The sequence below is a fragment of the Desulfobacteraceae bacterium genome, assembly GCA_022340425.1.
Lineage (GTDB): Bacteria > Desulfobacterota > Desulfobacteria > Desulfobacterales > JAABRJ01 > JAABRJ01.
On the sequence record JAJDNY010000096.1, the window covers coordinates 1 to 7,545 of the forward strand.

The window sequence follows — 7,545 nt, forward strand, 5'->3', positions numbered from 1 at the left end:
TAAAACGCCTGCTGCACCAGACGATCTAAATCCGGCTGTGGTCTTTGAAAAACGCCCTATCTACGGAGATTGGCGTTTGATTTCTTTAGAATTTCAAGCTACGGCGCGCAAAACTCGAGGATTGAGGCCTACCTATGTACGCCGCAGCGATTTCGAGACGCAGCGCAACGCAGAAATTGGCCATTTTACGGAACTGTCAAGTTTTACGAAGCGGTAAAAAGTCAAAAACAGACGGTTTCGAAAAAAGCTCCAAGTTCAAGGCGCGCAAATCTCGAGGAGTGAGGCGTACTACTTTACGCCGCAGCGACTTCGAGATGAAGCGCAACGCAGAAATTGGACTTTTTGCGGAACCGTCAAGTTTGGCTTGATTAGGTTTGGGGGCTCTGTTATTTTAAAAATTTGAACCAAAATGCGAAAGGGGACGGTAACCGTTGAGAACCCAGAAGAAAAATGTCAGGCTGTGGCTTCTGATGATCCTGGTCGTGGCGATCGTGCTGCCGGTTGCGGTGATTTTGTTTTTCCGTTTGGAGGGCCAGCCGCCGGAGATCGCAGTTGAACTCACACCCCCGGTGATCGGGCTTTCAAAGGAGGTCACGGTCTCATTTGCGGACCCCAAAAGCGGCGTCCGGCGGGTCTGGGTCGGGCTGCTGAAAGACGGCAAGGAAACCGTCCTGGCGGAGAAAGCCTTCCCGTTTTCCGGGGTGATCCGCGGGGGGGCGGTCCGGGAAGACGCTTTGCAACTGACCATCGAGCCCCAGCTTCGAGGGTTTACCGACGGCGAGGCCACCTTGCGGTTTGCGGTCTGGGACTTCGCCTGGCGCGACTGGCTGCGGGGAAACCGGACCTACGTGGAAAAGACCGTCCAGATCGACACCCAGCCCCCCAGCCTGGATGTCCTCAGCCGGGCGCACAACGTCAGCCAAGGTGGGACCGGGGCGGTGGTTTACCGCACCTCGGAGCCCTGCCTGGAGAGCGGGGTTCAGGTGGGCGACAACTTTTTCCCGGGCCACGCCGGCGCCTTCAAGGACCCCTCTGTGCACCTGGCCTTCTTCGCCCTGGGCTATGACCAGGGGGCCGATACACCGGTGCTGCTGACGGCCACCGATCTCGGCGGAAACCGCTCCCAAAGCGGTTTTCCCCATTATCTCAGAAACAAAAAATTTCGCCAGGACACCCTCAAGATCACCGACCGTTTTCTCAACTGGAAAATGCCGGAGTTCGACACCGAACCCGCAGTGGCGGCGGCTTCTTCTATGAAAGAGAAGTTCCTGATCGTCAACGGCGCGGTTCGACATGACAATTTCAAGACCCTGGGCGAGGTGGGGCGTTCCACCGAAAAGGCGATTCTCTGGCAGGGGCCTTTTCTGCGGCTGCCGAATTCGGCCCGCCGGGCGGGCTTTGCCGACCACCGCGTCTACCAGTACGGGGACCAGACCATCGACCGGCAGGTTCACATGGGGGTTGATCTGGCTTCGGTGGCGCACGCCCCGGTGCCGGCGGCCAACAGCGGCAAAGTGGTCTTTGCCCAACCGCTGGGAATCTACGGCCGCTCGGTGATGATCGACCACGGGTTTGGCTTGTTCAGCCTCTACTCCCACCTCAACAGCATCACGGTGCAAGAGGGCCAGCAGGTTAAGAAGGGCGACCTGATCGGGCATACCGGCGTAACGGGCCTCGCCGGCGGCGATCACCTGCATTTCGGCATCATGGTGCACAACACCTTCGTCGACCCGGTGGAGTGGTGGGACCCGGCCTGGATCAAGAACAACGTGACGGACAAGATCGAGACGGTCGCGTCCGGCTTGAAATAGTGTCCCCCTGGACGTTGCAGGGGGTGGGGGAGACCGCGCGAGAATGACGGAATTCAAAGTCAACAAAACCTATCAGGAAATAAATGCCAAGATTCGGTCGGGCCAAGTGGTGGTGGTGACCGCCGAGGAGGTCATCGGCATCGTGCGCAAAGAGGGGCCGGTGGCGGCCGCGCGCCAGGTGGACGTGGTGACAACTGGCACCTTTGCGCCCATGTGCTCCTCGGGGGCGTTCATCAATTTCGGCCACTCCAAACCCGGCATCAAGGCTGCCAAGGTGTGGCTCAACAACGTGCCGGCCTACGCGGGCGTGGCGGCCGTGGACTGCTACATCGGGGCCACCGAAGTTTGCGAGGACGACCCGCTCAACCGGGTCCATCCCGGCGAGTTCAACTACGGCGGCGGGCACGTCATCGAGGATCTGGTGGCCGGCAAGACCGTTCACCTGAAGGCCGTTGCCTATGGTACCGATTGCTACCCCAACCGGGAGGTGGAAAAGGAAATCACCCTGCGCAGCCTGCCCAGCGCGGTGCTCTGCAACCCGCGAAACGGCTACCAGAACTACAACTGCGCGGTCAATTTGAAAAACAAGACCGTCTACACCTACATGGGGACCTTGAAGCCCAGGGCCGGCAACGCCAATTACTGCTCCGCCGGGCAGCTCAGCCCGCTTTTCAACGACCCCTACTACAAGACCATCGGCATCGGCACCCGGATTTTTCTGGGGGGCACCACCGGGTTCGTCACCTGGGCCGGGACCCAGCACAAGCCCCAGGTCAAGCGGACGCCCAAAGGGGTGCCGTTGGGCCCGGCCGGGACCCTCTGGGTGATGGGGGATCTCAAAAAGATGAGCACCCAGTGGCTGATGGGGGCCAGCATCCAGGGCTACGGCTCTTCGCTTTCGCTGGGCCTGGGGATTCCCATCCCGATCTTAAACGAGGAGATGATGGCCTACACCGCCGTCTCGGATGAGGAGATCTTCACCCAGATCATCGATTACGGCAATGACTATCCCGAAGGGGTCTCCAAAAGCTACGGCCAGGTGAGCTACGCCCAGCTGAAAAGCGGGTTTATCGATTTTCAGGGCAAGCAGGTGCCCACGGTCCCGCTTTCCAGCACGGTCAAGGCCCGCGAGATCGCCGAGACCCTGAAAGACTGGATCGCCAAGGGGCAGTTTCTGCTGGGCGAGCCCCAGTGCACCCTGCCCGCGGGGCCTTCAGAAATCTTCGGTTGATCCGCTGCAAGCGGGGGCCACGGTAGACGAACCGGGAGGCATCGGCCATCGAAGGTCACCGCATGGATGGCTACGCGCACGGGGGATTGCCAGCCGCTGCCATCGGGTGTATAGACCCTCTAAAAACTCAAACTTTAATCGCCAATTCCCGTAGCTACGGCGTTTTTCGAAGATCACAGCCCCTTGATGCAGCCGGCGTTTGATGCCCCCGTTGTCCCGGGCCGAGCATCGCAGCAGCCGGCGAAAAAGGCCCTGTGGCTGTCTGAGCGCAAGCGAGTTCCACAGGGCCCGCCGGCTGCGAGAAGCGCCGGGCAGCCCGAAGGGCCCCGGGGCGCGGGCGGTTTCTTTTGGTTCGTTTTCTTGTCCGCACAAGAAAATGAACAAAGAATAATGGGAGTTGTAAATCCCGGTCTATTCCCGGGGAGCCCGCCAAAGCTCCTTTCTAAAAAAAACACGGCACGGCGGGGTAGAATGTTTTTTGGGGATTCATTCCGGTTGGTTCCGACTGCGAACTGATTGAAAGGCAAAGGAAAGACTTGAAATCCAAGCAAGATAGCCAGGAGGCCGCGGCGCCGCGGAAAAAGGGCAAGCTGCGCGAGAACATCGAGGCCATCCTGGTGGCCATCGTGCTGGCGCTGTTCATCCGGACCTTCGTGGTCCAGGCCTTCAAGATCCCCTCGGGCTCCATGAAACAGACCCTTCAAATCGGGGATCACATTCTGGTCAACAAGTTCATCTACGGCGTCAAGCTGCCCTTCGTGGACAAGGTGATCATACCGGTCAAGGACCCCAAGAGGGGAGATATCGTGGTTTTCAAATTCCCGGAAGACCCCGACAAGGACTTCATCAAGCGGGTCGTCGGGGTGGCCGGCGATGAAATCAAGATCCGCGACAAACAGGTCTTCGTCAACGGCAAGCCCCTCAACCACGACTTCGGCATCCACGTGGACCCCCGTACGTTCCCATCCAGCGCCGAGCCGCGCGACAATTTCGGCCCGATCACCGTCCCGCCCAACTCCCTGTTCGTGATGGGCGACAACCGCGACCAGAGCTACGACAGCCGCTACTGGGGGTTTGTGGACCTCTCGGCCATCAAGGGTAAGGCCTTCATCATCTACTGGTCCTGGGACAAGGAAAATTTCAGGGTCCGATGGGGCCGGCTGGGCGACCTGCTGCACTAACGCCCCATCTCAACCGGCCTGACCTCCGGCGGCCGCGGCCGCTTTTACACGGGAGACCCCCATGCGCATCCTGATCACCGGCGGTCGCGTGCTGGACCCTGGCCGGCTGGACGGCCGGCTGAACATCCTGATCGAAAACGGCGCCGTCGCGGCGATCGCGCCTCCCGCCGACCTCGCCCCCGACCGATGCCCCGACGCCCGCATCCTCGATGCCGCAGGGCTCTTGGTGGTGCCCGGCCTGATCGATCTGCACGTCCACTTCCGGGAGCCGGGCTTCGAATACAAGGAAACCATCCAGACCGGCTGCGCGGCCGCGGTGGCGGGCGGCTTCGCCGCGGTCTGCCCCATGCCCAACACCCGCCCGGCAATCGACAGCGGTGAGCTGACGGCCTTTGTTCGCCGCCAAGCGGCGGCCGCCGGTCTCTGCCGGGTCCATCCGGTGGCGGCCATCAGCCGGGGACTTGCGGGTGAGACGTTGAGTCCCTTCGCCGAAGTCAAGGCCGCCGGGGCGGTGGCCGTCTCAGACGACGGCAACCCGGTCCTGAACAGCCGCCTGATGCGCCAGGCCCTGACCGCGGCCCGCGAGAACGGTCTGCTGGTGATCTCCCACAGCGAGGAGCTGAGCCTCGCCGCCGGCGGGGCCGTCAACGAAGGGCCGGTTTCCGAGCGGTTGGGGGTGGGGGGGATCCCCAACGCCGCCGAGAGCATCATGGTATTGCGCGACATCGCCCTCTGCGAGCTGACCGGCGCCCCGCTGCACATCGCGCACGTGAGCACCGCCGAGAGCGTCCGGGCCATCCGGGACGCCAAGGAGCGGGGAATCCCGGTTACCGCCGAAACCGCCCCGCACTATTTCACCCTCACCGACGAGGCCGTGATCGCCTGCGGCGCCAACGCCAAGATGAACCCGCCGCTGCGGGCCGAAAAGGACCGTCAGGCCGTCCGCCAAGGGCTGGCCGACGGCACCCTGGACGCCATCGCCACCGATCACGCGCCCCACGCCCCGGCCGAAAAGGACGGGGACCTGGCCAAGGCCGCCAACGGGATCATCGGGCTTGAGACCTCCCTGGGTCTCAGCCTGCGGCTGGTGGCCGAAGGCGTGCTCTCCCTCCCCGATCTGATCACGCGCATGGCCACCCGCCCGGCGCAGATTCTCGGGCTGGACAACCGCCTGGTGCCGGGTAATTCGGCCGACCTCACGATCATCGACCTCGCGCGGCGCTACACCGTAGACGCCGCCGCCTTCCGCTCCAAGAGCCGCAACACCCCCTTCGACCTCTGGTCCCTCACGGGCTGCGCCCTCCTCACCCTGGTGGGCGGGCGGGTGGTCTTCGACGCCCGTTCGTAACTGCTGCCGCCGCACATCACCCCTCTTTTCCTTTCCCGCCTCAAGAAACCCGCCACCCGGTTCGATAATAAGGTGCGCGGCTTCTGGCTGCGCATCCACTATTAAAAGCTCACCGCAGAGGCGCAGAGACCGCAGAGAGGGTAGGGTTGCTCTGCGTTCTCTGCGCCTCGAGCGCCAGCGGGCGGTGAATCCTTTTTGCGGCTGTCTTCCAAGGCTCTGAACAACGCCCATGACCGTCCCCAAACCGCACCTTCTCATCGTCGACGACGAGCGCAGCATGCGCGAGGTCCTGGAATACATGCTGGCCCGTGAAGGCTACCGGGTCTCCTGCGCCGATAGCGGTCAGGCGGCGATCGCGCTGCTCCGCAAGACCCCCATCGATCTGCTGCTGTGCGACATCCGGCTGGGGGACATGACCGGCCTGGAGGTCCTGCGGGCGGCCAAGGCCCAGCGTCCTGAAACGGTCGTGATTATGATTTCGGCCTACGCCTCGGCCGAAACCGCCGTCGCCGCGATGAACGACGGCGCCTACGACTATGTGCCCAAACCCTTTGATAACGCGGAGCTCAAACAGGCCATCGCCCGCGCCCTGGAGGTCAAGACCGGCGAAAACGAGAAGAAGGCCCTCCACCAGGAACTCAGGCAAAACCGCCACTTCGGCCGCCTGGTGGGCAGTAGCCCCCGGATGCTGCACATCTACGAGCTGATCCGGCAGGTGGCGGACACCCGCACCACCGTGCTGATCACCGGTGAGAGCGGCACCGGCAAGGAGCTGATTGCCCGGGCGATCCACGAGCAGAGCGACCGCCGGGAGCACCCCTTTGTGGCCATCAACTGCGGCGGCATTCCGGAGAACCTGCTGGAAAGCGAGCTCATGGGCCACAAGCGGGGCGCCTTCACCGGGGCCACCCATGACAAAAAAGGGCTCTTCGAGGTGGGGCACCGGGGAACGGTCTTTCTGGACGAGATCGGCGACCTCGGCCTGCCCATCCAGGTCAAGCTGCTACGGGCGGTCCAGGAGCGGGTCTTCCGCCCGGTGGGCGGCAACGAGGACGTGGCCGTGGACATCCGCATCATCTCGGCAACCAACAAGAAGCTCGAGGACGAGGTGATTGCCGGCCGCTTTCGCGAGGACCTCTTCTACCGCCTCAACGTGATCGAGATCAAGGTGCCGCCCTTGCGCGAGCGCAAAGGGGACCTCAAGGCCCTGGCCCAGCACTTCATGGACAAGTACGCCCGCGAGATGGGCAAGGAGATCACCAAGATCTCCGCCTATGCCATCGACCTTTTGAACAAGTACGATTTTCCCGGCAACATCCGCGAGCTGGAAAATCTCATCGAACGCAGCGTGGCGCTCTCCAGCACCAACATCCTGCTGCCCGACAGCCTGGCCATGTCGATCCACAAGCGCCGCTGGATCGAGGGAGTCCGCAACCGGCGCTTCGACATCGACGAAGTCCCAAACGGCGTGGCCCTGGACGCCATCCTGGCCGAAATCGAGCGCGCATACATCGTCAAGGCCCTGGAGTGCACCAGCGGCAACAAGCAGAAAGCCGCCGACCTGCTGGGCATCAGTTTCCGTTCCCTGCGCTACCGGGTGGACAAGCTGGGGGTGGAAGCCGATTCCCAGGCGGCGTGAGGGGGTGTTCCTGACAATTTTTGGCAGAGAACTGTCAATTTGGGGCCGGAGGTGGGTGGGGACAGGCGAGCAAGGGGCGGAAAATAGAACCTTAAAAACATAAAAAATGTAAATAAAACAATAAGATAATCAAATCAAAAAGCGCTTCGAAAATGCTGGCACATCTCTCGCAGTATGTCCCGGCAACACAAGAGAGAGAATAAAAAAACACATTGAAACGACCTAAAACGGCAAAAGGAGGTGACAAGGGAAAAACTGACGGTAGGGAAAAGGATCAAATCACCGCTTGTTTTGAGTTTTAATTTTGAACCGAACTTTATTTTAAAACTTTTCAA

6 protein-coding genes are annotated in these 7,545 nt (G+C 61.6%); all 6 read left to right on the forward strand.

The window, feature by feature from the left end; translation table 11 throughout:
* Nucleotides 1-217 (forward strand): hypothetical protein (locus LJE63_08735; GenBank protein MCG6906698.1); only part of this gene is annotated, 217 nt, incomplete at its 5' end.
* Between the two features lie 214 nt (nucleotides 218-431).
* Complete coding sequence (locus LJE63_08740; protein ID MCG6906699.1) at nucleotides 432-1,811, forward strand: M23 family metallopeptidase; 1,380 nt, start codon at nucleotides 432-434, stop codon at nucleotides 1,809-1,811.
* 43 nt (nucleotides 1,812-1,854) lie between these two features.
* The gene (locus LJE63_08745; GenBank protein ID MCG6906700.1) at nucleotides 1,855-3,042 is read left to right on the forward strand and encodes a homocysteine biosynthesis protein; all 1,188 of its coding nucleotides are present in this window, start codon (nucleotides 1,855-1,857) and stop codon (nucleotides 3,040-3,042) included.
* A 536-nt stretch (nucleotides 3,043-3,578) separates the two neighbouring features.
* Entirely contained in the window at nucleotides 3,579-4,223 is a 645-nt protein-coding gene (lepB, locus tag LJE63_08750; GenBank protein MCG6906701.1) for a signal peptidase I, read from the forward strand.
* A 61-nt stretch (nucleotides 4,224-4,284) separates the two neighbouring features.
* The gene (locus LJE63_08755; protein ID MCG6906702.1) at nucleotides 4,285-5,571 is read left to right on the forward strand and encodes a dihydroorotase; all 1,287 of its coding nucleotides are present in this window, start codon (nucleotides 4,285-4,287) and stop codon (nucleotides 5,569-5,571) included.
* Nucleotides 5,572-5,800: 229 nt separating this feature from the next.
* Nucleotides 5,801-7,210, forward strand: coding sequence for a sigma-54 dependent transcriptional regulator (locus LJE63_08760; protein MCG6906703.1), 1,410 nt, complete (start codon nucleotides 5,801-5,803; stop codon nucleotides 7,208-7,210).
* Nucleotides 7,211-7,545 lie beyond the last annotated feature (335 nt).

What these genes read in the sequence shown, in the direction of transcription:
- LJE63_08745 (MCG6906700.1), top strand. Translation starts at nt 1,855, where the DNA reads ATGACGGAATTCAAAGTCAACAAAACCTATCAGGAAATAAATGCCAAG.
- LJE63_08755 (MCG6906702.1), top strand. Translation starts at nt 4,285, where the DNA reads ATGCGCATCCTGATCACCGGCGGTCGCGTGCTGGACCCTGGCCGGCTG.
- LJE63_08760 (MCG6906703.1), top strand. Translation starts at nt 5,801, where the DNA reads ATGACCGTCCCCAAACCGCACCTTCTCATCGTCGACGACGAGCGCAGC.